Origin of the sequence: Streptomyces sp. XM4193 (assembly GCF_023072595.1) — a bacterium.
GTDB lineage: Bacteria > Actinomycetota > Actinomycetes > Streptomycetales > Streptomycetaceae > Streptomyces.
The window spans coordinates 1,284,118-1,307,176 of the sequence record NZ_JALLGK010000001.1 but is presented as its reverse complement, the minus strand read 5'-3'; the positions used below and the strand labels follow the sequence as shown (position 1 = coordinate 1,307,176).

Sequence of the window (23,059 nt, the reverse complement as noted above, 5' to 3'; positions counted from 1 at the left end):
TGCGACCGTCCCGCCCCGACCGTCACGAGGGCTTCCTGCCCGCCGCGGCCGCACGCGCGGCCCTGGTCCCGCACTCATTCGACCGTGACCGACTTCGCCAGATTGCGCGGCTGGTCGACCTCGTTGCCGCGGGCGGTGGCCAGCTCGCAGGCGAAGACCTGCAACGGCACCGTGGCGACCAGCGGCTGGAGCAGCGTCGGCGTCACCGGCACGCGTACGAGGTGGTCGGCGTACGGCTCCACCACGGTGTCGCCCTCCTCGGCGATCACGATGGTCAGCGCCCCGCGCGCCCGTACCTCCTGGATGTTGGAGACGATCTTGTCGTGCAGCACGGACCGGCCGCGCGGCGAGGGCACCACCACGACGACCGGCACGCCCTGCTCGATCAGCGCGATCGGGCCGTGCTTGAGCTCGCCGGCCGCGAAGCCCTCGGCGTGCATGTAGGCCAGCTCCTTGAGCTTGAGCGCGCCCTCCAGCGCCACCGGGAATCCGACGTGGCGGCCGAGGAAGAGCACCGTGTCCCGGTCGGCGAGGCTGCGGGCGAGCTCCCGCACCGGCTCCATGGTGTCCAGGACGGCCTCGACCTCGTTGCCGATCTTCGCCAACTGCCCGACGACCGACCGGATTTCGTCGCCCCACTTGGTGCCGCGCACCTGGCCGAGGTAGAGCGCCACCAGATAGCAGGCGACCAACTGCGTCAGGAACGCCTTGGTCGAGGCGACCGCGACCTCGGGGCCCGCGTGGGTGTAGAGGACCGCGTCGGACTCGCGCGGGATGGTCGAACCGTTGGTGTTGCAGATCGCGAGCACCCTGGCGCCCTGCTCGCGGGCGTGCCGCAGCGCCATCAGGGTGTCCATCGTCTCGCCGGACTGGGAGATCGCGATGACCAGCGTCCGGGAGTCCAGGATCGGGTCGCGGTAGCGGAACTCGCTGGCCAGCTCGGTCTCGCAGGGCACCCGCGTCCAGTGCTCGATGGCGTACTTGGCGATCATGCCCGCGTGGTAGGCGGTGCCGCAGGCGACGATCACGACCTTGTCGACCTCGCGCAGCACCCGCGGCGGGATGCGGATCTCGTCCAGGTGCAGCTGGCCCGCTCCGTCGATCCGGCCGAGCAGGGTGTCGGAGACGGCCTTGGGCTGCTCGGCGATCTCCTTGAGCATGAAGTAGTCGTAGCCGCCCTTCTCGGCGGCCGACGCGTCCCAGTCGACGTGGTACTCGCGCACCTCTGCGGCGGCGCCGTCGAAGTCGGTGACCTGCACGCCGTCCCTGCTCAGCTCGACCACCTGGTCCTGGCCGAGCTCGATGGCGTCCCGGGTGTGCTCGATGAAGGCGGCCACGTCGGAGGCGAGGAAGGTCTCGCCGTCCCCGACTCCCACCACCAGCGGCGAGTTGCGGCGGGCGCCGACCACGGTGTCCGGCTGGTCGGCGTGCACGGCGACGAGGGTGAAGGCGCCCTCCAGGCGGCGGCAGACCTGCCGCATGGCCTCGGCGAGGTCGCCGCAGGAGGAGAAGTTCTCGGCGAGGAGGTGCGAGACGACCTCGGTGTCGGTCTCCGAGTGCAGTGCGTGGCCGCGCTCGGACAGCTCGTCGCGGAGCGAGGCGAAGTTCTCGATGATGCCGTTGTGGACGACGGAGACCCGGCCCGCGTTGTCCAGATGCGGGTGGGCGTTGGCGTCGGTGGGGCCGCCGTGGGTGGCCCAACGGGTGTGCCCGATACCGGTGTTGCCGTCGGGCAGCGGACGCTCGTCGAGCACTTTGGTCAGGTTGACCAGCTTCCCGGCCTTCTTCGCCGCGGCCAGTCCGCCGTCGGCGAGAACCGCCACACCGGCGGAGTCATAGCCCCGGTACTCCAGCCGCCGCAGACCGGCGATGACCACGTCGAGGGCGGACTGCCCTCCTACATATCCAACGATTCCGCACATGCACGCAGCCTACGACGAGGGAAGTTCCTCCTCGTCGGCCATGCCGTCCTTCGCTTCGTGCAGAAGGGTCAGATATTCCGCCTCCTCGCAGCGCGGCTTGCTGCCGACGACGTACATGTCCAGCGCGTGCTGAAGGTCCCCGGCGAGGTCCTCGTCGGGGAGCTCCTCTATGAGTGCGTCGAAGTGCGATGGCATAACGGCCCCCTCAGGGCTGCGGACGGTGAGGGGAATCTACGCTTCCGCCCGGGGTGCGTACAGAGGTGCGCACAAATCTACGAAAGTTTCTCGTTACCCGACAAAGGAGCAGGTCAAAGCCGCCCCAAGCGGATGCCCGCACACCCCGACAGGAAGCCCGCGCCCGCGCTGACCACAATGGAGCCGTGGCCAGCCAATCCGCGGTGACCGCCGCCCTCACCGAAGCCGCCGGCCGGCGCGGCGACTCCAGCCGACGCCGTACGGGGGACCCGACGCCGTACGTGGACCTCAGCCGCGAGGAGTGGAGCGCCCTGCGCGAGCGCACCCCGCTGCCGCTGACCGCCGCCGAGCTGGAGCATCTGCGCGGCCTCGGCGACGTCATCGACCTCGACGAGGTCCGCGAGGTCTACCTCCCGCTCTCTCGGCTGCTCAACCTCTACGTCGGCGCCACCCACGGACTGCGCGGCGCGCTCAACACCTTCCTCGGCGACGGCGCCCAGCCCGGCACCCCGTTCGTCATCGGCGTCGCCGGGAGCGTCGCCGTCGGCAAGTCCACGGTCGCCAGGCTGCTGCGCGAACTCCTCGCCCGCTGGCCCGAGCACCCCAAGGTCGAGCTGGTCACCACCGACGGCTTCCTGCTGCCCAACGCGGAGCTGCACCGGCGGGGGCTGATGTCCCGCAAGGGGTTCCCCGAGTCCTTCGACCGGCGGGCCCTCACCCGCTTCGTCGCCGCGGTCAAGGCCGGAAAGGAGGAGGTCAGCGCACCGGTCTACAGCCATCTGATCTACGACATCGTCCCCGGCGAGCGGCTGGTCGTCTCCCGCCCGGACATACTCATCGTCGAGGGGCTGAACGTGCTGCAGCCCGCGCTGCCCGGCCGGGACGGCCGCACCCGCGTCGCGGTGGCGGACTTCTTCGACTTCTCCCTCTACGTCGACGCCCGGGCCGACGACATCGAGCAGTGGTACCTGGAACGCTTCCGCACCCTGCGCCGTACGGCGTTCCAGGACCCCTCGTCCTACTTCCGCAAGTACACCGAGGTCTCCGAGGACGAGGCACTGGAGTACGGGCGCAACATCTGGCGCACCATCAACCGGCCGAACCTCCGGGAGAACATCGAGCCCACCCGCGGACGGGCCAGCCTGGTGCTGCGCAAGGGCGGCGACCACAAGGTGCGCCGGCTCTCGCTGCGCAAGCTCTGACCGGGCCGACCCCGACAACCGGGCCGGCCGCCACGCCCCTGCCGCACCCGCCGCGCCGCCGCACGGGCAGGGCGCCGCACGGGCGTGGACCGGTACTGCACGCGGTGTGCGGAGGGCGGCGACAGAGCGGCACCGGCCCGGGCCGCCGTCGGGCCCGGGCCGCAGGGCCTAGCCCAGGGAGCTCTTGACCACGTCGGCCAGCCGCTGGGCGACCGCGCGGGCCTGCTCCAGATCGGCGGCCTCGACCATCACCCGCACCAGCGGCTCCGTGCCCGAGGGCCGCAGCAACACCCGTCCGGTGGCGCCCAGTTCACGCTCCGCCTCGACCACCGCGGCGGCCAGCTCGGCCGAGCTGGTGACCCGGGTCCGGTCAACCTCGGGCACGTTGATCAGCACCTGCGGCAGCCGCTCCATCACGGTGACCAGCTCGGCGAGGGGTTTGCGGGTCGCGGCCACCCTGGCCGCCAGCATCAGCCCGGTGAGGGTGCCGTCGCCGGTGGTGGCGTGGTCGAGCACGATCACATGGCCCGACTGCTCACCACCGAGCGAGTGTCCGCCGCGCTTGAGCTCCTCCAGCACGTACCGGTCACCGACCGCGGTCTGGAGCAGCTGCAGCCCGGCGGCCTCCATCGCGAGCTTGAAGCCGAGGTTGGACATCACGGTGGCCACCACCGTGTCGTTGCGCAGCGTGCCGGCTTCCTTCATGCCGACCGCGAGCACCGCCAGGATCTGGTCGCCGTCGATCTCCGCGCCGTCGGCGTCCACCGCGAGGCAGCGGTCCGCGTCGCCGTCGTGCGCGACGCCGAGATCCGCGCCGTGCTCCACGACGGCCGCGCGCAGCCCCTCCAGATGGGTGGAGCCGCAGCCGTCGTTGATGTTGAGGCCGTCGGGGGCCGCGGCGATCGTGACCACCTCGGCACCGGCGCGCGCGAACGCCTCCGGGGAGACCCGGGCGGCGGCGCCGTGGGCACCGTCGATGACGACCTTCAGCCCGTCCAGACGGTTCGGCAGCACACCCAGCAGGTGGGCGACGTAGCTGTCGAAGCCCTCGTCGTACGTCCGCACCCGGCCGACGCCCGCACCGATCGGACGCTTCCACGGCTCACCCGTGGAGTGCTCGCGGTAGACGGCCTCGATACGGTCCTCCAGCTCGTCGGCGAGCTTGTGGCCACCGCGCGCGAAGAACTTGATCCCGTTGTCCGGCATCGGGTTGTGGCTGGCCGACAGCATCACGCCCAGGTCCGCACCGAGCGAACCCGTCAGATAGGCGACGGCCGGCGTCGGTAGCACGCCCACCCGCAGCACGTCCACACCGGCGCTGGCGAGTCCGGCGACCACGGCCGCCTCCAGGAACTCGCCCGAGGCGCGCGGGTCGCGCCCCACCACGGCCACCGGGCGTCGCTCGCCCGAGGTGGTGCGTTCCGGCGCCGGCTCTCCGCCACCGGTGGGTCCCGCTTCGGTCAGCACGTGCGCGGCGGCGACCGAGAGACCGAGCGCCATCTCGGCCGTCAGCCCGGCGTTGGCGACGCCACGCACTCCATCCGTACCGAAGAGTCGTCCCACCGTTGTCCTCCGAGCTGTCGAGCTGTGTGGTCGGCCGCCTGCGAGTGCGACGGTCGCGGGGCGCGGCCGGTTCCCCGCCCTCCCGCCGGGCCGGGGAAGTCATGTGATGTCCGTCCTGCGATGCACGACGGAGGGCGACCGGAGAGCACCGGCGGCCCATTCCTGTATACGCCCCGTACGCTCCGCGACCGCGCCGCGCTCGTACGGGCGCGGCGCCCGCGGGCGGGTGCGGCGGGCGCAACGGCTGCGGCGGGGGCCGCGCGCTCGCGCGGTTCCGCGCGGCGGCCGGGGGCGCCCCGATACGGGAACGCCCCGGCGAGCACGGAGCGTGCCGCCGGGGCGTCCACCACAGCCAGGGGCCGGGTCAGCGCTTGCTGTACTGCGTACCCTTGCGCGCCTTCTTGAGACCGGCCTTCTTCCGCTCCACCGCACGGGCGTCACGGGTGAGGAAGCCGGCCTTCTTCAGCGGGCCGCGGTTGTTGTCCACGTCCGCCTCGTTCAGCGCACGGGCCACGCCCAGGCGCAGCGCGCCGGCCTGACCCGAGATGCCGCCGCCGGAGATGCGGGCAACGACGTCGTAGCGGTTGTCCAGCTCGAGCACCTTGAAGGGCTCGTTGACTTCCTGCTGGTGCACCTTGTTCGGGAAGTAACCGTCCAGCGGGCGGCCGTTGATGCGCCACTGGCCGGAGCCCGGGACGATACGGACACGCGCGATGGCGTTCTTGCGGCGGCCGGTGCCGGCTGCCGGCTGGGGCTCACCGAACGGCGCGGCGAGGGACTCGGAGGTGTACTCACCGGCGACCTCGGGGGTCTCGGTGGTGTACTCCTCGAACTCCTCGCCGACGTGCTCGGCGTTCTCGGTGTTCTCGACGGTCTCAGCGGTCTCAGCCACGGAATTCCTCAGCTTCTCTTCGTCTAGGGGTGTGGCCGGACTTACTGCGCGACCTGGGTGATCTCGAACGGGACCGGCTGCTGAGCAGCGTGCGGGTGCTGGTCGCCCGCGTAGACCTTCAGCTTCGAGAACATCTGACGGCCCAGGGTGTTCTTGGGGAGCATGCCCTTGACGGCCTTCTCGACGGCCTTCTCCGGGTTCTTCTCCAGCAGCTCGTCGTAGCGCACGGAGCGCAGGCCGCCCGGGTAACCGGAGTGGCGGTAGGCGAGCTTCTGGGTCCGCTTGTTACCGGACAGGTGCACCTTGTCGGCGTTGATGATGATGACGAAGTCACCGGTGTCGACGTGGGGCGCGTACACGGGCTTGTGCTTGCCCCGCAGGAGGGTGGCCGCCTGAGAGGCCAGACGACCCAGGACCACGTCCTGGGCGTCGATGACGTGCCACTGGCGCTGGATGTCGCCGGGCTTGGGGCTGAACGTACGCACGGTCGTAGCCTTCGCTTCTTCAGTGAGTGGGTCCTGACAAGGCCACCCGGAGATCACGACAGCCGAGACCGCACGGCGGTGACGCATCCGCCCGCTGGTCGCTGGTCATCGTCCTGGTGGACCTGCGTAGCGGCCTCTCACCGTGAGATGGAGCAAGCCAATACGCATAACAAACAGGCAGACTACCGTCCGTCCGCCAGCAGGGTCAAAGCGGGCCCCGGCTCCCCCGTGCGGGTGACGTCCGAGCACCCCCGACCGACGCCCGCGCGCCGCAGCCCGGCCTCGGCGTACCGGCGCCGCGGGAGCGCGCCGATCCCCGCGCTCCCGCGGCTCGCGAACCGCGCCGGCCGGGACGGCGGGATCAGCGGCGGCGGGCCACCCGGGCCTCGTCCCAGACCGGCTCCGGCGCCTCCCGCACCAGCCCGTCGGAGCCGAAGACCAGAAAGCGGTCGAAGGAGCGCGCGAACCAGCGGTCGTGGGTCACCGCGAGCACCGTCCCGTCGTACGCCTCCAGGCCGGTCTGGAGCGCCTCGGCGCTCTCCAGGTCCAAGTTGTCGGTGGGCTCGTCCAGCAGCAGCGCGGTGGTGCCCACCAGCTCCAGCAGCAGGATCTGGAAACGTGCCTGCTGCCCGCCGGAGAGACGGTCGAAGGGCTGCTCGGCCTGACGGTCGAGCTCGTAGCGGCGCAGCACCGGCATCGCACCGCCGCGGTCCCTGGCGTGCTCCTTCCACAGGATGTCCAGCAGACTGCGCCCGGCCAGCTCCGGATGGGCGTGGGTCTGGGCGAAGTGGCCGGGGACGACCCTGGCGCCGAGTCTCCACGCCCCCGTGTGCGCGACCTCCTCACCGGCGAGCAACCGCAGGAAGTGCGACTTCCCCGAGCCGTTGGACCCGAGCACCGCGACCCGTTCGCCGTAGAAGACCTCCAGGTCGAACGGGCGCATCAGACCGGTCAGTTCGAGCCCCTTGCAGGTGATCGCACGCACTCCGGTACGGCCGCCGCGCAGCCGCATGGTGATGTCCTGCTCGCGCGGCGGCTCCTGCGGCGGACCGGCCTCCTCGAACTTCCGCAGCCGGGTGCGTGCCGCCTGGTAGCGCGAGGCGAGGCCGTCGTTGAACGCCGCCTTGTTCTTCAGGGTGTTCACCAGCCGCTTGAGCTGGGCGTGCTTCTCGTCCCAGCGCCGCCTCAACTCCTCGAAGCGGGCGAAGCGTTCGCGCCGCGCCTCGTGGTACGTGTCGAAACCCGCGCCGTGCACCCACACGTCCGAACCGGCCGGGCCGGGCTCCACGCTGATGATCCGCCGGGCCGTACGGGCCAGCAGCTCGCGGTCGTGGGAGATGAAGAGCACCGTCTTGCGGGTCTGCCGCAACTGCTCCTCCAGCCAGCGCTTGCCCGGCACGTCCAGGTAGTTGTCCGGCTCGTCGAGCAGCAGCACCTCCTCCGGGCCGCGCAGCAGGTACTCCAGCACCAGCCGCTTCTGCTCGCCGCCCGAGAGCGTCGTCACCTTCCGCCACTGGGCGCGCTCGTAGGGGACGTCCAGCGCGGCCGTGGTGCAGACGTCCCAGAGCGTCTCCGCCTCGTACCCCTGCACCTCGGCCCAGTCGCTGAGCGCCTGCGCGTAGTCCAACTGCGCCTTCTCGTCGTCCCGTTCCATCAGCGCCAGCTCCGCGGCGTCCACCGCCTCGGCGGCGGTCCGCAGACGCGGCGGAGCGACCGACACCAGCAGGTCGCGCACGGTCCGCTCGTCCCGTACGGAGCCGATGAACTGGGGCATCACACCCAGGCCGCCGCTGGTGACCACGCTCCCCTCGTCCGGCTGGAGATCGCCGGCGATCAGCCGCAACAGCGTCGTCTTGCCCGCCCCGTTGGCACCGACCAGCGCGACGGCGGTGCCCTCGCCCACCCTGAACGAGACGTCGTCGAGCAGCACCCGACCGTCCGGCAGCAGATATTCCAGATGTGCGACTTCCACGTGACCCATGAGGCCGGATTGTGACCGCCCTCGGCCTCGGAGACCAACCGGATTTCCGTAGGATTCACCGCATGAGCTTTGGGCAAGGGGGGCCTGACTGGGGCCCTGGTGGATCACACACGCCGGACTGGGACGCCTTGGCGAGCGACGCGGAGGCCTCGCGCGCACGCAAGCGGCGGATGCTGTTCATCGGCGGGGGCGGAGTGGCCGCGGTCGCGCTGGCGGCGGTGATAGCGGTCGCCGTGGTCGCGCAGGGCCGCGACGACGACGGCTCACAGGGCGCCCTGCCGACGCCCGAGGAACTGCCGTCCAGCCAGGGGCCCAAGCCGACCTTCGAGTCCAAGGCGCCGCCACCGCCGCCCAACCCCACCGACTTCATCACCGACCCCGAGAAGGACACCGCTCCGCTGAGCGCCAAGCGGCTCTTCTCCACCTCCGAGGTGAGCGTCAACGGGCGCACCTATCTGCGCCGCGGCACCGCCAACACCACCACCTGCGAGAACGCGGCCGGCGGCGGACTCAGCACCGCGCTGGAGAGCAACGCGTGCAAGCAGCTGCACCGCGCCACCTTCATAGGCGGCGGACGGGTCGTGACGGTCGGTGTGGCCCTCTTCGACACCCGTGCGCAGGCCCGCTCCACCGCCGGCGAGGCGCAGCAGATCTCACCGCTCGACGGTTCCGGGGTCAGTGAGTTCTGCAAGACCTCCGCCTGCCACGTGAGCGCCAACTCCGTCGGCCGCTACGCCTACTTCACCGTCGCCGGCTACGAGAACGGCAAGGACGCGAAGAAGGGCGACACCGCGCAGACCACCGGCCGCGATCTGGCGAAGTACACCTTCGAGCAGATCCACCAGCGCGGCGAGGACCAGGCCGACAAGGCGTACGCGGAACAGCTGGAGCAGGACGGCTGAGCCCCCGCTGCACGGCACGAGCCGGGCGGAGGCCGCGGGCCCGGCTCGGCGCGGCGTTAATGCCGGGCGCGGCGTTGGTGCCGGGCGCGCGCCCAGCGGCGCGGGCCGGGCCACGGGCCACGGTTCCGGAACGACGCACGGCGCCCTCGCACGGCCGCCGGGGGCTCGACCACCCGGAGCTCGACCATCCGTACAGCCGCCGCTGCCGTCGCCCCGGCCGCTCCGGGCGTGCCCCCGGACGCGTACCGCTCAGCAGCAGTCCGAATCCGGGTCCGCCGCAGCCTCCCCCGCACCCGACGCCGCACCGGCTCCCGCACCGGCGGCCCCCGAACCGGTCGGCAGCGTACGCCTGTTGCGCGCCTCCAGGTTCCGCGCGGCCAGCTGATCGTCGGCCGGGTAGCCGACCTCCTCCAGCGTCAGCCCGTGCGGTCGTACGACGTGCACCGCCGAGTCGCGCACGCCGGCCGCCAGCACCTCGGCCGGCCAGTGCGGCGGCCGGTGCCCGTCCCCGACGAAGAGCATCGCGCCGACCAGCGAACGCACCATGTTGTGGCAGAACGCGTCGGCCAGCACCGTCGCCTCCAGCACACCGTCCGGCAACCGCTCCCAGCGCAGCTCGCGGAGCGTGCGGATGGTGGTGGCGCCCTCGCGCTTCTTGCAGTACGCCGCGAAGTCGTGCTCGCCCAGCAGCCGTTCGGCCGCGGCGTTCATCGCGTCCTCGTCCAACGGCCAGTTGTGCCACAGGACATGGCCGCGGCGCAGCGGGTCGACACCGCCGGGGTGATCGCTGACGCGGTAGCAGTAGCGGCGCCAGATCGCGGAGAAGCGCGCGTTGAAGTGGGCGGGCGCCCGTACGACCCGCCGCACCCGTACGTCCATCGGCAGCCGGCCGGCCAGCCGGCGCAGCAACTGTTCGCCGTGCACCGCCCATTCGGCCTCCGGCAGGTCGACGTGGGCCACCTGGCCGCGGGCGTGCACCCCCGCGTCCGTACGCCCCGCCACCGTCAGCTCGACCGGACCGTCTGCCTCGCCGCGGCGCATCACCACCCGCAGGGCGTCCTGCAGTTCGCCCTGCACGGTGCGCCGCCCGTGCTGGGTCGCCCAGCCGGAGAAGTCCCTGCCGTCGTAGGCCAGATCAAGCCGCACCCGCACAAAGCCGGGCTCCACCGCATCGCTCATGTGGCAATCCTCGCAAACGGGAACGGGCCCGCCCCCAGCAGGGAGCGGGCCCGTATCCGGACTCTGCCGGACGGAAGGACGACCCAGGCGGACGTCCTCACGGAAGGACGACTCAGGCGTCCTTCTTGTCCTCGGCCTCGTCGGCCGGGGCGGCGTCCTCGGGCTCGGCGTCCTTCGGGGCCTCGTCCTTCTTGAGGTCCTTCAGGGCGTCGTCGCCGGCGGCGTCCTTGGCGGAGCGCTTGGTGGCGGCCTCGGCCTCACCGACCGCCGCCTGCTGCACCGTCAGGGCCTCGACCAGCTCGATCACGGCCATGGGAGCGTTGTCGCCACGGCGCGGACCGACCTTGGTGATCCGGGTGTAGCCACCCGGGCGGTTCTCGTACCGCGGGCCGATCTCGGTGAAGAGCGTGTGGACGACGCTCTTGTCCAGGATCGTGCGCATGACCTGGCGGCGGTTGTGAAGGTCGCCCTTCTTCGCCTTGGTGATCAGACGCTCCGCGACCGGGCGCAGGCGACGAGCCTTGGCCTCGGTCGTGGTGATGCGGCCGTGCTCGAAAAGGCTGGTCGCCAGGTTCCCCAGCATGGCCTTCTGATGCGACGCGCTGCCGCCCAGACGGGCACCCTTGGTGGGCTTCGGCATGTTCTCTCTCCTTGTTCTCTGCACCGGCCGTATCAGGTACCGGTGTCAGGCCGGCTGAGCGGTCGCCCAGCCGAGTTCACAGGCCCCTCGCGGGGCTCGTGAGCAGTACCGGCTCAGTACTGCTCGGTCTCGACGAAGCCCTGGTCGTCGTCGTCCGAGCCGAAGGCGTCGGCGGCGGCGGTCGGGTCGAATCCGGGCGGGCTGTCCTTGAGCGCCAGGCTCATGCCGGCCAGCTTCGCCTTGACCTCGTCGATCGACTTGGCACCGAAGTTGCGGATGTCGAGCAGGTCCGCCTCGGAGCGGGCGACGAGCTCGCCGACCGAGTGGATGCCCTCGCGCTTGAGGCAGTTGTAGGAGCGGACGGTGAGCTCCAGCTCCTCGATCGGCAGCGCCAGATCGGCGGCCAGCGCGGCGTCGGTCGGGGACGGGCCCATGTCGATGCCCTCGGCGTCGACGTTGAGCTCGCGAGCCAGACCGAACAGCTCGACCAGCGTCTTGCCCGCGGACGCCACGGCGTCGCGCGGACGCATGGCCTCCTTGGTCTCGACGTCGACGATCAGCTTGTCGAAGTCGGTGCGCTGCTCGACACGGGTCGCCTCGACCTTGTAGGTCACCTTCAGCACCGGGCTGTAGATGGAGTCGACCGGGATGCGGCCGATCTCCTGGCCGACCTGCTTGTTCTGCACGGCGGAGACGTAGCCGCGACCGCGCTCGACGGTCAGCTCCATCTCCAGCTTGCCCTTGCCGTTGAGGGTGGCGAGGACCAGGTCGGGGTTGTGCACCTCGACACCGGCCGGCGGCGCGATGTCCGCGGCGGTGACCAGGCCGGGGCCCTGCTTGCGCAGGTACATCACGACGGGCTCGTCGTGCTCCGAGGAGACGACCAGCTGCTTGATGTTGAGGATCAGGTCCGTGACGTCGTCCTTCACGCCCGGCACGGTGGTGAACTCGTGCAGGACGCCGTCGATCCGGATGCTGGTGACAGCCGCACCGGGGATCGAGGACAGGAGCGTACGACGCAGGGAGTTGCCGAGGGTGTAGCCGAAGCCCGGCTCCAGCGGCTCGATCACGAACCGTGAGCGGAACTCGTCGACGACCTCTTCGGTCAGGGAAGGGCGCTGAGCGATCAGCATGAGAATGTGCCTCCAGTATTCGGCAACCGCTATTTGATGCCGAGCCCCGGACCTGCGCCCGGGGCCATTGCTACAAGGGTACGGGCGGTACGGCACCCGAAGTGCCGTACCGCCCGTACCCCGCGGGGCTCGACCCGGGACTCGATGTCCCGGACCGGCCCGACTGCCCGGTCAGCCCGGCGTCAGACGCGACGACGCTTGGGCGGACGGCAACCGTTGTGCGGGGTCGGCGTGACGTCCTGGATGGAGCCGACCTCCAGGCCGGTGGCCTGGAGCGAACGGATCGCGGTCTCACGGCCGGAGCCGGGACCCTTGACGAACACGTCGACCTTGCGCATGCCGTGCTCCTGCGCACGGCGGGCGGCCGACTCGGCGGCCATCTGCGCGGCGAACGGAGTCGACTTGCGCGAACCCTTGAAACCGACGTGCCCGGCCGAGGCCCAGGAGATCACGTTGCCGGTGGGGTCGGTGATGGAAACGATGGTGTTGTTGAACGTGCTCTTGATGTGAGCGTGCCCGTGGGCGACGTTCTTCTTCTCCTTGCGGCGCACCTTCTTGGCGCCGGCCGTACGGCCCTTCGGAGGCATATGGTTTTACTCCCGTGGAGGTGGTCGGTCCTACAACACGGACCGCGATGTCCTGCGAATCTGCGGGACGAGTCCCGCGGCTCCGCAGCAGCGTCCGGTGCGGACTACTTCTTGCCCGGCTTCTTCTTGCCGGCGATGGCGCGACGCGGGCCCTTGCGGGTGCGGGCGTTGGTCTTGGTGCGCTGACCGCGGACCGGCAGGCCACGACGGTGACGCAGACCCTGGTAGTTGCCGATCTCGACCTTGCGGCGGATGTCGGCCTGGATCTCCCGGCGGAGGTCACCCTCGGTCTGGAAGTTGGCGTCCACGTACTCGCGCAGCTTGACGAGGTCTTCCTCGCTGAGGTCGCGCACCCGGGTGTCCGGGTTCACACCGGTGTTCTTCAGCGCTTCCTGCGATCGGGTGCGACCGATGCCGAAGACATAGGTGAGGGCGACCTCGATGCGCTTTTCACGCGGGAGATCAACGCCTTCAAGGCGTGCCATGAATGTGGCTCCTGATGATCGTCGGAGGTCTTCCGCAGCACCTCTCCCCAGCCTCTCGCGGGCGAGGTCCCCGGCCTCCGTCCGAGGGTGTCGTCCCCGGCCGGCCACTGGGGCCGCCAAGAACGGGTGACTGCGTATCTACTTGTGTTGAGCGCACCCTGCGGGCGCACTCGCGTCGTGCGAAGAAGCGGCTAGTGCCGGTACCGCGTCAGCCCTGGCGCTGCTTGTGGCGCAGGTTGTCGCAGATGACCATGACCCGGCCGTGACGGCGGATCACCTTGCACTTGTCGCAGATCTTCTTGACGCTCGGCTTGACCTTCATGGGATGTGAGGTTCTCCGGGTCAGGCCATCACCCCACGGGAGCGGGATGGTGGCTCGATCTACTTGTAGCGGTAGACGATCCGTCCACGCGTCAGGTCATAGGGAGAGAGCTCCACCACGACACGGTCGTCGGGAAGGATACGGATGTAGTGCATCCGCATCTTGCCGCTGATGTGCGCGAGGACCTGGTGGCCGTTCTGAAGCTCCACCTTGAACATCGCGTTCGGCAGAGATTCGACGACAGTGCCCTCGATCTCGATGGCCCCTTGTTTTTTGGCCATGCTTGAGCGCTTCACCTTCCGGGATCGGCTACCTGGATCGGTCCGAGCACAGAAAAACGCAAGGACCGACGAGCCAGTCTACGGCAGCGCCTCCCGAAAGACGAATCCGGGTATCCTCCCCCAACTGGAAGATCATTAAGCCCAGTTGGGCCGGATACCCGGTCGCGAGCCGCACTTCGAGCAGGGGCGCGACGCAACTCACACCGCACCCCTCCACTACCCTGCGCGAGCGCAACCCCGACGCGGAGCCGCGCCCCGGGACGCGGGCGGACCACGACGACCTACGGCAGGTCCACGGCCCGTCCACGGCGCACGAAACTCCTACTTCAGCACGCAGGACCGCCACCGAGCCACATACCGCTCCAGCGACAACCGTCACACCCAGCACCCCGCCCCCGACCTCCGCGCCCCGCCGGAGAAGCGGCGGGGCGCGGAGGGACCGCACCAAGAGGACAGAACCAGGCAAGACAGAAGAGGGCCACCAGCGAGGGCACGCCCCCACACATCCTCAAGATCAGCGAGGGCATGCCCACACACCCTCAAGATCACTACCGAAGCGCAGCGCCCACGGACGTGCTCACCGATGCATTGAGGCAGCTCCATGAAGGCGGCCCCGGACAACAGCGCCACGGGCGTGCTCACCGATGCGTCCGGCGCAGGCCGGCGCAACGCCCGGCGCCTCGCCCCGCCCGCCGCTCCTTCACTCCGCCCTCAGAAGCTGGGGTTCCACCCGCCGGGGCGTCGAGAACGCGGCGATCGCCACGGCAGTCGCCACAGCGACCAGCGTGCCGAGCGTGAGCCAACCGAAAGCCACCCAGTCCGGCGTCCGAATCAGACCCCCGGTGTACTGCCACGTCATTGCACCCACGATGCCGAGCAACCAGGCCAGCGCCACCTGCGGCACCATCGAGGCCGCCGCCTCCCACGCCTGCACAGCGCGCAACTGCCCGGGCCGCATTCCCTGCGCGAGCATCCGCGCATTCACCCTGCGGCGCTGGACAGCGCGATCAAGCAGGGCCACCACCAACGCCATCAGCGCCACCAGACCGCCGAGCACAAAAGCGAATCTGATGTACGCCCCCAACATCGAGTTGATCTCCGCCTGAGCCGGATTCTCCCCAAACACAGAAGGCTGACTGTAAGGCGCAATCGCCACGAACTGAGACATGACCTCATCCATCGCCTCAAAGTCAGCGACCAATTCGACTGATCCGTAAGCAGAGTAAGCCAACTTCGAGTCAAGTGGCAGTACTGCGGAATGTCCCAAAAGGCCACCAGTTTGAGTCAACTTCCTTGAGGGACTCGGAACTTCAACAGGATGTCCAGAACTACTCACCAGGGAAATCGACTGTCTACGATCCTGCAATCTGTAACCTTCACCTCGGTCCAGGCCGCAGTCTGCAACCTGCTTCCCCGCGAGGTGATGCAACCCCGCACAGTCAGTGAACAGGACTCGGGCGCCTGTCCCTGCTTCCGAAGCGATCAGAGATCGTGCGAGTGTTCCCTCTATCTTCATAAGTCGACGCGCTTGAGGTTCTTCGATGAGCTCTCCGCGCGCCGAGAACTTGGCAGGCACACCTGCCTCAAGTTCACTGGTGGCTCGCGCGTCGCGAGAGTGGCCAATACCCACACCAATAGCGAAGACGAGAACCAGCACACCCGCAGCAAGTTTCCCTGAATTTTGAGCGTCGAACCCCGCACGGGCCGCCCCAAGGCGTCTGGTTAGGCTGCACGAACGCTTCCACCACCGACAAATCAGCTCCGTGAGTGTGCCCGCCGCAAGCAGTAGTCCCAGCCCCGTTAGCAGCACTGCACTGATCATCCACAGGCTTGTATCGAGTGGAGAACCATCCTCATTTCTGCCAGCGAAGAATCCCTGCCAGGCGAGGAACCATAGAGCCGCAGCGCCAACCGCTAGGGGGAAAACTCGCCATAGCGCCGTTGGCCTTGGCGGAGCAGATCTCCGATGCGCCCACGGTGAATGGATCGCCGCGGCGTTTGAACGAGATCCAACGAACCAGGAAATACCCGAGCAAACACCGATAACTACGGCGGCCGAGAATGGCCCGACAGAAGTAGTCTCGGGGTACCACTTGATCACCAATAGCCCACTGCCCGCGACATAATGATTCACAAGTGGGTAGACAGACAGGGCGAGAAGAGCGCCTAGAAAACCAACAACCACCTGCTCAACCGCAGTGATCCTTGCGGCTTGACGTGCCGACACTCCAATGAGCCGCAGCGCAGCAATTCCACGAAGTCGGGTACTGGCCGACAGCCTAGATGCCACCACAAGAAACGCGCCAACCGGTAGACCGAGGCAGGTAATGAAGAACAGCGAAAGCCCTTGAATCTGAGAGTCTTCAAGTTCTTGATTGACTGGAGCGTTACCCCCGAACCCCGCTACCGGCTCACCACCTGAGCCCAGTTCTTCCTTTGTCGCTCCTCGATAGACCACTAGCTCGTCCGGCGCGCGCAGGCCTTCTCCGCCCACGATGCCTACTACTTCACCCGGCGCGAATGCAGAAAGCGTTTCGCTACGAGCCGCCTCCTGCGCGAAACGCGGCGAGACAATCAGTTCACCCGGCTTAGGCCAAACGTCCAAACCCGGGGGCATACCAACAGAATGAGCAGCTTTACTTCCGTCCGACGCTAAGTCAATCCGGAACAGTTGTCTACGATCATAATCATGAACTTGAACCTCGCCCCAGACATGGGCATCTTGTCCTTCTTCCACCGAGATTACGCTGCGAGCTAGCCCTACTTCCTTGCGGTGCTCTACTACTGCGAAAGAAGCAAAGGAAAGAAGAACGCTGAGCGCAGCCAAAGCAACGCCGAGGACTGTGAGGAGAAGTGATGCGCTCCGCCTTGTTCCGCGAGGATTTAGGAGTCGAAAACCGATCCGTAGGGTCGCAGGCATTTACCCCTCACACTCCCACCAAGGCCAAGCGCCCATCAGCCATGTGCACCTGCCGGTCCGCCGCTGCAGCAATCCCTTGATCGTGAGTAACCATTACTAGTGCCGCGCCATGAATCTTCGTGATGGTGAGGAGCTGGGAAAGAACTTGCTCCGCATTCTCCTCATCCAGCGCACCAGTAGGCTCGTCTGCGAATACCACCGATGGTCGGTGCACCAATGCTCTGGCAACAGCAACTCTCTGGGCCTGGCCTCCAGAAACTTCTCCGGGAAACTTGTCTCGGAGCGAGGAAATCCCTAGCTCCTCCATTACCACTAGTGACTCGCTTCTAGCCTTCGCTCGTCTTTCACCCTGTAGCTCTCTCGGTAGAGAAACATTATCGAGTAGGCTTAGTTCAGAAATCAGCTCTCCCAACTGGAAAACAAAGCCCATGGAGTCGCGTCGCAAAGAGCTCAGCTCTTCATCTTCGGACGCGATAACGTCTACTCCTGCGACCCGAATCCTGCCGCCGTCCGGCCGAATAATTCCCGCAAGACACAGGAGCAACGTCGATTTTCCACATCCACTGCGGCCAGTGATTGCGACGGACTCCCCTGCGTCCACACGCAGGTCCACATCTCTCAGCACCGGATTTCCAGGACCGTAGTGGTGCGTCACACCACTTGCAGAGATCACGGACACAGCCCCCCCTAGCGTCCGTAATACTCTTCGCCGGTGCAGTTGTCAGGAACCAACGTTCCTCGGTCCCTGCAAAGCTTCACCCAAGCATCCTTGGTTCGCTGCGCTGCCCCGTCATACACAAGCTCGTTGTATGTCTTCGCTTTCCCCCGCGCCGCGCGATAGGTGCGCTTTCCGTAACCTTCCACTCGGACTTCCAACTTTGCCCCATTGTTTTTGTCAAAAGAGCGTAGCTTCCCCTTGAAGTTGAACGCTCCACGCGTCGACTTTCCGGGCGGCAGGAATCGATAACTCCCCTCCCATTCCACGCCCGTCGTCTCCATGTACTGCATCGCCTTGAATCGGGGGAGCGCCGCTCGCGTCTCGGAATCGCGTGCGGCCCCGAGGTCGGCGGTGGCGTAGGCGATTGTGGGGGCGGTGAGCACCGTGGTGGTGACCAGTACGGCGATGAGCAAGCGCTTCATCGGGCCTCGTCTCGGAGGTAGGCGGAGAGTGGGTACGCCGAGGTCCGCTGCGGGCGCACTTCAACGCCGCGCAGCACTGCGGGACTTCGCGTTGATCACTCTGGCAGCCTTCGCCGCACCAATAACGGCGAACCGGGACAGAACGGTCTGACCACCACGCTTTGGTGTACCGGTTTCGATGTCGCGTTGACTGCCTCGACCTGCAGAAACGTCACGCTTGGCGGACGGGCCGATGATCAGGGGCAGGACAGGCGGGAGGTGCGGAGAGTTCGTCTGGGCCGACGGCGGGCCAGTTCCGCCTCGTGTCTACGGCTCTGGGCGGACAGCGCACGGCACACCGGGCTCACTGCAACGGACCCGTCGTGCACTGAAGCTCGGCGGGGCCGGCTGTACACCGCGCGTGCCACGGCACTGCGCTCTCACCGCAGTGGCCCTGGTCTCGGCAGGCGCAGCCCTCGGGCACGCTGGGCAACCCAGCCGGCGCCGAGGACTACGGGATACCTCCACGGGGTGCACGAAGCGCACCGCGCCCGCCGAAACCGCTCATCGCACCGCGAACCGCGGCCCGCCCCTCACTGCGACCGCATTCCGCTACGGTCCGACGCTCCGCACTCACACCGCGCTCCCGCGGCAGGCCCGGCCACGGCGCTCCCCCACAGCTGGACGGACGTGGCGGACGTACGGGCGCGCACGGCCTGCAGGCGGGCGGCCGGTCCGCTCCCCACGGACAACCGCGCTCCGCGCTCAGCCCAGCGGGTCGGGGGCGGTTTCGACGCCGTACTCGGCGAGCTTCGCCCGGCCGCCGTCGGGGGCGGTGAGGACGAGGGGGCCCTGCTCGGTGAGCGCGATGGAGTGCTCCCAGTGGCTGGAGCACGAGTGGTCGTCGGTCACGACGGTCCAGTCGTCCTCCAGCACGTGCGTCTTGGCGGTGCCGAGGCTGACCATCGGTTCGATCGCCAGGCACATCCCCGGTACGAGCTTGGGGCCGCGTCCGCGGCGGCGCTCGACGTAGTTCAGCACGTGCGGGTCCATGTGCATCTGGCTGCCGATGCCGTGCCCGCCGTAGTCCTCGATGATCCCGTACTTGCCGCTCGCCGGACGGGGTTGGCGGCGGATGTAGCCCTCGACGGCCTTGGAGATGTCGACGAGCCGGTTGCCCTTGCGCATCGCGGCGAGCCCGGCCCACATGGACTCCTCGGTGACCCGGCTGAGTTCGAGCAGTTCCGGTGCGTGGCCCTCGCCGACGAAGACGGTGATGGCGGCGTCACCGTGCCAGCCGTCGATGATGGCGCCGGCGTCGATGGAGAGCACGTCGCCGGACTTCAGCACCGTCTCCCGGTCCGGGATTCCGTGCACGACGACGTCGTTGACCGAGGTGCAGATGTTGCCCGGGAACCCGCCGTAGCCGAGGAAGTTGGGCTTGGCCCCGTGGTCGGCGAGCACCTTCGCCGCGACCTCGTCGAGGTCCTTGGTGGTCGCGCCGGGTACGGCCGCCGCGGCGCACTCCTTGTGCATGGCTGCGACCACCAGCCCCGCCGCCCGCATCTTCGCGATCTGCTCGGGGGTCTTGATCTCCACCATCTCGGCTGACGCCTCCAGCTCAGACAACAACAACTGACCGCCCGTGCCGGACGTAACCCCCAACGATACGGCTCCCCGACCGACGGATGCGTACGGGCCCGCGAGACCCGCAGAGCCCACCGGTGCACCACTCCGCCCCGCTCAGCCCAAGGTCACCCGACGCCTCGCCGCGCCCCGTTCCCCAACGCCCCGCCCTACCCCGCACACCGCCTCCCGTACGACCACCGCACACCACCACCCGCCCCAGCCTCACACCGCCGCGCCCCACCGCCGTGCGCCCGCCCCTCACGCCCCCGCGCACACACCCCGCAACCCCGCCCCCACGCGCCCCGTCCGGCCGCCCGCGGCACCGTCGACACGAACGTGAGTGCGCACCTACGCTCAGTGGTCATGGACTTCGGTGTGGTGGGGACCCGGCTGGCCTCGAGTGTGGTGAGCCCGCTGGTGAAGCGGTTGTTCGTGCAGGAGGGAAGGGGAGCGGACCTCGTCAGGACGCCGGTGCGGATCAGCGGTCTGGTGTCGTTCCGCGGCGAGAAGCGGGTGGTCGGCGAGCGGGAGGTGCATCGGATCGCGGGTGAGCTGGTGCGTCGGGCCGTGAGCAGGGGGGAACGTCCGATCGGTGCCGACCAGGACCTGGCCGTGACCGACGCGCTCTGCCGTACGTTGCTCGGCCTCGGCGAGCTCACCATGGAGGACGCGCAGGCGGTCGACCTCGGCCACCGCGCCTTCGCGCTGCGCTTGCGGGAGGCGGTTCCGGACGCCGCCAGGGATCTGAGCCAGGACGCGACACACCTCTACGAGGCGCTGCTGGAGACCGCCTGCCTGCACATACTGCACTTCTTCACCCAGCGCTCCTCCTTCGTCCCGCGCCAGCAGGTGGAGCAGAGCCGCCGGCTGCGGGACGTCGTCGACCGGCTCGACCAGCTCGCCGACCGCATGCCCTCGTCGACCGTGGCGGACGCCCAGTTCGAGCGCCGGTACGCGGAGTTCGTCGACCGCAAGTACAACTCGCTCACCATCTACGGGCTCGATCTCCGTCAGAGCCGCGAATGGCCGCTGGACTCGGCGTACCTGAGTCTGCGGGTGGAGGCGTCGGCGGAGTTGCGGCACGAGCTGCCCGACGCCCGGCAGTACCAACAGGACGGCCGCGGCGACGGGTTGACGCTCCCGCACGCGGTCGGGGGTGCGCGCCAGGCCGCGGACCGCGCGCTCGCCGGCCACGAACGTGTGATGCTGCGCGGGCTCGCCGGTTCCGGGAAGACGACGCTGGTGCAGTGGCTCGCGGTGACCACCGCCCGCCAGGACGCCGACGCCGGTGTGCCGCATCTGCTCGGGCGGGTGCCGTTCGTGCTGCCGCTGCGCACTCTCACCCGGGGCGGCGCGGGGCTCCCGCTGCCGTCCCAGTTCCTCGCGGCGACCGGTTGCCCGCTGGCGGGCAGCCAGCCGGAGGGCTGGGTGGAGCGGGTGCTCTCCGCCGGGCGCGGTGTGCTGCTGATCGACGGCGTGGACGAGCAGCCCGCCGAGGAGCGCGAACGCACCCGGCGCTGGCTGCGCGACCAGCTCACCGCCTTCCCCCAGAACCAGTGGGTGGTCACCACGCGGGCCACCGCCGTACGGGACGGCTGGCTCGCGGAGGACCGGTTCAGCGAGCTGTCGCTCTCCCCCATGAGCCGCGCCGAGGTCACCGCGTTCGTCGGGCGCTGGCACACCGCCGCCGACGCGGACGACGACCTCGCTCCCGCGCTGCTGGAGACGCTGCGCACCAAACCGGACCTCGCCGGTCTCGCCTCCAACCCCCTGATGTGCGGCCTGATCTGCGCGCTCCACCGCGAGCGCCGGGGCTACCTCCCGCGCGGTCGCAAAGCGCTCTACGACGCCGCGCTCTCCACGCTCCTCTACCGCAGGGACGTCGAGCGCGAGGTGATGCCCGGTTCCTCCCTCGAGCTCGACGACGAGGCCCAGACCTCGCTGCTCCAGAAGCTGGCGTACTGGCTGATCCGCAACGGCCGCTCCGAGCTGGACAAGTCAGGTGCGGTCCGTCTGATCGCCCGCGCGCTGCCCACCATGCCGTACGTGGCCCAACAGGCCGACGCCCAGGAGGTGTTCGACCATCTGCTGCTCAGGTCCGGGCTGCTGCGCGAGCCGTCTCCCGGCGCCGTCGACTTCGTCCACCGCACCTTCCAGGACTATCTGGGCGCCCGGGCCGCCGTGGAGGAGGGCGATCTCGGTGTGCTCGCCCAGCACGCCCACCTCGACCAGTGGGCCGATGTGCTGCGGATGGCGGTCGCCCACGCCAGACCGGACGAACGCGCTGCTCTGCTGCGGCAGTTGATCGAGCGCGGGGACAGCGAGCCCATCCACCGGACGCGGCTGCACCTGCTGGCGACCGCCTGCCTGGAGCACGCACCGAAGCTCGACCCGCAGGTGCGGGCGGAGGTGGAGGCGCGTACGGGCGCGCTGGTGCCTCCGCGCAGCTACGCGGAGGCCAAGGAGCTCGCCGCGGCGGGCCCGGTGATCCTGGATCTGCTGCCCGGTCCCGAGAGGCTGCAGGACGACGAGTCCTCGGCCGTCGTGCACACCGCCTGCCAGCGCGGCGGCGATGCGCCGCTGCCCTTGCTGCTGCGTTTCCTGGAGCGTCCGAGCAACGTGGTCGCCTACCAACTCGCCGGCCACTGGGACCGGTTCGACACCGCCACCTACGCACACGAGATTCTGCGCCCGCTGCTCGAACGTGTACCCGCCACCCTGGTCACCGTCCGCTCGGCGCCCGAGCTGGAGCAGATCCTCCGTCTGCCCGTGACCCATCTGCGGTTGTCCGGCGACTTCACCTCCGACCAGCTCGCGGAGGCGGTGGCCGGCAACCGGCTGGCCGAGTTCGAGCTCGTCAACAACAACCTGATCGAGAACCTGGACGAGCTCCGCGGCTGCACGTCGCTCACCCGGCTCAGAGTCTCCGGCTGCCTGAGCCTGAGAGACCTCTCCGACATCGGCGACCTGCCGCTGCGTTCACTGCATCTCAATCTGCTGCCGAAGCTGCGCGACTTCGGGCCGCTCCAGGACATGGACCGGCTGAGCAGGCTGGTCTTCGGCAGCATGTCGCAGTGCGACGACGCGGCGGCCGTGCTCCCGTTCGGGCTGCCGCTGACCGAGCTCGGGCTCTCCTCCTGGACGGTGCGGCTGCGCGGCATCGAGCGCTGCCCGCAGCTGACCAGGCTCCATGTCGCCCAGCGCGAGCGTCCGCTCCAACTCGCCGACTGGAACGCGCTGCACGCCCTCCCCGAGCTCCGCACGCTCCATCTGGAGTCGGTTGCGCTGCCCACGGCGGAGACGGATCCGGTGCCGCTGGCCGGCGTCACCTACCCGTGCGTGCGCGGCGGCGGCCCGACCGAGTGGGTGCGCCGTCTGGTCCAGCTCTTCCCGGCGATGCAGGCACTGCAGATACACGACGCCACCGAGCTGGACGTGACGGCCCTGGCCGCCGCCCCGGAGCTGCGCACGCTCTTCCTCAGCCGCGTCGAGAACCTCACCGGCCTGGAGGGGCTGCCGCCCGCGGTCGAGGTCGTGCGCCGGCCCCGACCGCGCGTCTGACGCACTGAACGCCGGTGGCCGCGACCCCGGATCGGGGTTCGCGGCCACCGGTGTTCAGTGC

Annotated in this window: 20 protein-coding genes; 3 read left to right on the top strand and 17 right to left on the bottom strand. The window is 69.1% G+C overall.

Annotated elements, in window-relative coordinates; all coding sequences use genetic code 11:
- Positions 1-74: 74 nt before the first annotated feature.
- Both glmS and MTQ01_RS05520 read right to left on the bottom strand, forming a co-directional pair.
- Positions 75-1,922, bottom strand: a complete 1,848-nt coding sequence (glmS, locus tag MTQ01_RS05525) for a glutamine--fructose-6-phosphate transaminase (isomerizing) (protein WP_247487114.1) — start codon at positions 1,920-1,922, stop codon at positions 75-77.
- A 9-nt stretch (positions 1,923-1,931) separates the two neighbouring features.
- The gene (locus tag MTQ01_RS05520) at positions 1,932-2,117 is read right to left on the bottom strand and encodes a hypothetical protein (RefSeq protein WP_247487113.1); all 186 of its coding nucleotides are present in this window, start codon (positions 2,115-2,117) and stop codon (positions 1,932-1,934) included.
- Between the two features lie 281 nt (positions 2,118-2,398).
- Here MTQ01_RS05520 and coaA point away from each other — a divergent pair, with 281 nt between their 5' ends.
- Positions 2,399-3,319 (top strand): type I pantothenate kinase, encoded by a 921-nt coding sequence (coaA, locus tag MTQ01_RS05515; protein WP_247487758.1) that lies wholly within the window; start codon positions 2,399-2,401, stop codon positions 3,317-3,319.
- Positions 3,320-3,487: 168 nt separating this feature from the next.
- Here the strand turns inward: coaA and glmM are convergent, their stop codons facing one another.
- From glmM to MTQ01_RS05495, 4 genes are all read right to left on the bottom strand, one after another.
- On the bottom strand, positions 3,488-4,882 hold the full coding sequence (gene glmM, locus MTQ01_RS05510; protein WP_247487112.1) for a phosphoglucosamine mutase: 1,395 nt from the start codon (positions 4,880-4,882) through the stop codon (positions 3,488-3,490).
- A gap of 364 nt (positions 4,883-5,246) precedes the next feature.
- Positions 5,247-5,774: a 30S ribosomal protein S9 gene (rpsI, locus tag MTQ01_RS05505; RefSeq protein WP_247487111.1), complete on the bottom strand. Its 528-nt coding sequence runs from the start codon at positions 5,772-5,774 to the stop codon at positions 5,247-5,249.
- A gap of 41 nt (positions 5,775-5,815) precedes the next feature.
- On the bottom strand, positions 5,816-6,259 hold the full coding sequence (gene rplM, locus MTQ01_RS05500) for a 50S ribosomal protein L13 (RefSeq protein WP_211043140.1): 444 nt from the start codon (positions 6,257-6,259) through the stop codon (positions 5,816-5,818).
- Between the two features lie 361 nt (positions 6,260-6,620).
- A complete protein-coding gene (locus MTQ01_RS05495) occupies positions 6,621-8,240 on the bottom strand; it encodes an ABC-F family ATP-binding cassette domain-containing protein (protein WP_247487110.1) in 1,620 nt (539 codons plus the stop codon).
- Positions 8,241-8,368: 128 nt separating this feature from the next.
- Here MTQ01_RS05495 and MTQ01_RS05490 point away from each other — a divergent pair, with 128 nt between their 5' ends.
- Positions 8,369-9,142 carry a hypothetical protein gene (locus MTQ01_RS05490; RefSeq protein ID WP_247487109.1) on the top strand — a complete coding sequence of 258 codons (774 nt, stop codon included), beginning with the start codon at positions 8,369-8,371 and terminating at the stop codon, positions 9,140-9,142.
- 249 nt (positions 9,143-9,391) lie between these two features.
- On the opposite strand, the gene truA is transcribed toward MTQ01_RS05490, so the two are convergent.
- The 11 genes from truA to map form a co-directional block, all read right to left on the bottom strand.
- Positions 9,392-10,321 (bottom strand): tRNA pseudouridine(38-40) synthase TruA, encoded by a 930-nt coding sequence (gene truA / locus MTQ01_RS05485; RefSeq protein ID WP_247487108.1) that lies wholly within the window; start codon positions 10,319-10,321, stop codon positions 9,392-9,394.
- A 112-nt stretch (positions 10,322-10,433) separates the two neighbouring features.
- Complete coding sequence (gene rplQ / locus MTQ01_RS05480; RefSeq protein ID WP_247487107.1) at positions 10,434-10,961, bottom strand: 50S ribosomal protein L17; 528 nt, start codon at positions 10,959-10,961, stop codon at positions 10,434-10,436.
- A 113-nt stretch (positions 10,962-11,074) separates the two neighbouring features.
- A complete protein-coding gene (locus tag MTQ01_RS05475) occupies positions 11,075-12,094 on the bottom strand; it encodes a DNA-directed RNA polymerase subunit alpha (RefSeq protein WP_247487106.1) in 1,020 nt (339 codons plus the stop codon).
- 182 nt (positions 12,095-12,276) lie between these two features.
- Positions 12,277-12,681: a 30S ribosomal protein S11 gene (gene rpsK, locus MTQ01_RS05470; protein ID WP_004571845.1), complete on the bottom strand. Its 405-nt coding sequence runs from the start codon at positions 12,679-12,681 to the stop codon at positions 12,277-12,279.
- Positions 12,682-12,785: 104 nt separating this feature from the next.
- Positions 12,786-13,166, bottom strand: a complete 381-nt coding sequence (gene rpsM / locus MTQ01_RS05465) for a 30S ribosomal protein S13 (protein ID WP_247487105.1) — start codon at positions 13,164-13,166, stop codon at positions 12,786-12,788.
- Between the two features lie 208 nt (positions 13,167-13,374).
- Entirely contained in the window at positions 13,375-13,488 is a 114-nt protein-coding gene (rpmJ, locus tag MTQ01_RS05460) for a 50S ribosomal protein L36 (protein WP_003956441.1), read from the bottom strand.
- Positions 13,489-13,547: 59 nt separating this feature from the next.
- The gene (gene infA / locus MTQ01_RS05455; RefSeq protein WP_003948620.1) at positions 13,548-13,769 is read right to left on the bottom strand and encodes a translation initiation factor IF-1; all 222 of its coding nucleotides are present in this window, start codon (positions 13,767-13,769) and stop codon (positions 13,548-13,550) included.
- Positions 13,770-14,469: 700 nt separating this feature from the next.
- On the bottom strand, positions 14,470-16,506 hold the full coding sequence (locus MTQ01_RS05450) for an FtsX-like permease family protein (protein WP_247487104.1): 2,037 nt from the start codon (positions 16,504-16,506) through the stop codon (positions 14,470-14,472).
- A 190-nt stretch (positions 16,507-16,696) separates the two neighbouring features.
- A complete protein-coding gene (locus MTQ01_RS05445) occupies positions 16,697-17,368 on the bottom strand; it encodes an ABC transporter ATP-binding protein (RefSeq protein WP_247487103.1) in 672 nt (223 codons plus the stop codon).
- 8 nt (positions 17,369-17,376) lie between these two features.
- On the bottom strand, positions 17,377-17,829 hold the full coding sequence (locus MTQ01_RS05440; protein WP_247487102.1) for a hypothetical protein: 453 nt from the start codon (positions 17,827-17,829) through the stop codon (positions 17,377-17,379).
- A 744-nt stretch (positions 17,830-18,573) separates the two neighbouring features.
- A complete protein-coding gene (gene map, locus MTQ01_RS05435) occupies positions 18,574-19,410 on the bottom strand; it encodes a type I methionyl aminopeptidase (RefSeq protein WP_247487101.1) in 837 nt (278 codons plus the stop codon).
- Positions 19,411-19,800: 390 nt separating this feature from the next.
- Between map and MTQ01_RS05430 the strand changes: the two genes are divergently transcribed.
- Positions 19,801-22,998 carry an NACHT domain-containing NTPase gene (locus tag MTQ01_RS05430; protein ID WP_247487100.1) on the top strand — a complete coding sequence of 1,066 codons (3,198 nt, stop codon included), beginning with the start codon at positions 19,801-19,803 and terminating at the stop codon, positions 22,996-22,998.
- The last annotated feature ends 61 nt before the right edge of the window (positions 22,999-23,059 follow it).

What these genes read in the sequence shown, in the direction of transcription:
- rpsM (WP_247487105.1), bottom strand. Translation starts at nt 13,166, where the DNA reads ATGGCACGCCTTGAAGGCGTTGATCTCCCGCGTGAAAAGCGCATCGAG.
- MTQ01_RS05475 (WP_247487106.1), bottom strand. Translation starts at nt 12,094, where the DNA reads ATGCTGATCGCTCAGCGCCCTTCCCTGACCGAAGAGGTCGTCGACGAG.
- glmS (WP_247487114.1), bottom strand. Translation starts at nt 1,922, where the DNA reads ATGTGCGGAATCGTTGGATATGTAGGAGGGCAGTCCGCCCTCGACGTG.
- MTQ01_RS05440 (WP_247487102.1), bottom strand. Translation starts at nt 17,829, where the DNA reads ATGAAGCGCTTGCTCATCGCCGTACTGGTCACCACCACGGTGCTCACC.
- MTQ01_RS05430 (WP_247487100.1), top strand. Translation starts at nt 19,801, where the DNA reads ATGGACTTCGGTGTGGTGGGGACCCGGCTGGCCTCGAGTGTGGTGAGC.
- rplQ (WP_247487107.1), bottom strand. Translation starts at nt 10,961, where the DNA reads ATGCCGAAGCCCACCAAGGGTGCCCGTCTGGGCGGCAGCGCGTCGCAT.
- infA (WP_003948620.1), bottom strand. Translation starts at nt 13,769, where the DNA reads ATGGCCAAAAAACAAGGGGCCATCGAGATCGAGGGCACTGTCGTCGAA.
- rpsK (WP_004571845.1), bottom strand. Translation starts at nt 12,681, where the DNA reads ATGCCTCCGAAGGGCCGTACGGCCGGCGCCAAGAAGGTGCGCCGCAAG.
- truA (WP_247487108.1), bottom strand. Translation starts at nt 10,321, where the DNA reads ATGAGCGATGCGGTGGAGCCCGGCTTTGTGCGGGTGCGGCTTGATCTG.
- rpmJ (WP_003956441.1), bottom strand. Translation starts at nt 13,488, where the DNA reads ATGAAGGTCAAGCCGAGCGTCAAGAAGATCTGCGACAAGTGCAAGGTG.
- map (WP_247487101.1), bottom strand. Translation starts at nt 19,410, where the DNA reads ATGGTGGAGATCAAGACCCCCGAGCAGATCGCGAAGATGCGGGCGGCG.
- MTQ01_RS05495 (WP_247487110.1), bottom strand. Translation starts at nt 8,240, where the DNA reads ATGGGTCACGTGGAAGTCGCACATCTGGAATATCTGCTGCCGGACGGT.
- MTQ01_RS05520 (WP_247487113.1), bottom strand. Translation starts at nt 2,117, where the DNA reads ATGCCATCGCACTTCGACGCACTCATAGAGGAGCTCCCCGACGAGGAC.